Below are 433 nucleotides of genomic sequence, written 5' to 3'. Positions count from 1 at the left end.
ACCCGCAAGCGCGCCGAGGCGGCTCCGGCCGTGACCGAGGCCGTCGTCGAGGCGCCGATCGTGGAGGCGGCCCCCGAGGCCGCCGTGGCCGAGGCCCCGAAGCAGCCCCGTCGCCGTACGCGCAAGGCCGTGGAGGCGCCGGTCGCCGAGGCCGTCGTCGAGGCGCCCGTCGTGGAGACGGTCGCGGAGACCGCCGTGGCCGAGGCCCCGAAGCAGCCCCGTCGCCGTGCGCGCAAGGCCGTGGAGGCGGTTCCCGAGGCCGTCGTCGAAGCGCCCGTCGCCGAGGCGCCGAAGCGCCGCACCCGCAAGGCAGCTGCCGCGGAGACGGCCGTGGACGCGGCCGAGGCCCCCGAGGCCGAGACCAAGCCGCGCCGCACGCGCAAGACCGCCGCCGCCAAGGCCGCCGAGACGGCCGAGGTCGCGGAGGCCGCCG

The 433-nt window shown here is 79.7% G+C and carries 1 pseudogene; it reads left to right on the top strand.

What is annotated here, in order from left to right:
- Window positions 1-30: 30 nt before the first annotated feature.
- Window positions 31-433 (top strand): annotated as a pseudogene (locus tag GT030_RS15930) (ATP-dependent helicase); the annotation flags it as partial.

The sequence above is a fragment of the Streptomyces sp. SID1328 genome, assembly GCF_009865595.1.
Classification (GTDB): domain Bacteria; phylum Actinomycetota; class Actinomycetes; order Streptomycetales; family Streptomycetaceae; genus Streptomyces; species Streptomyces griseoluteus.
This window is presented reverse-complemented; position numbering and strand designations above follow the sequence as displayed.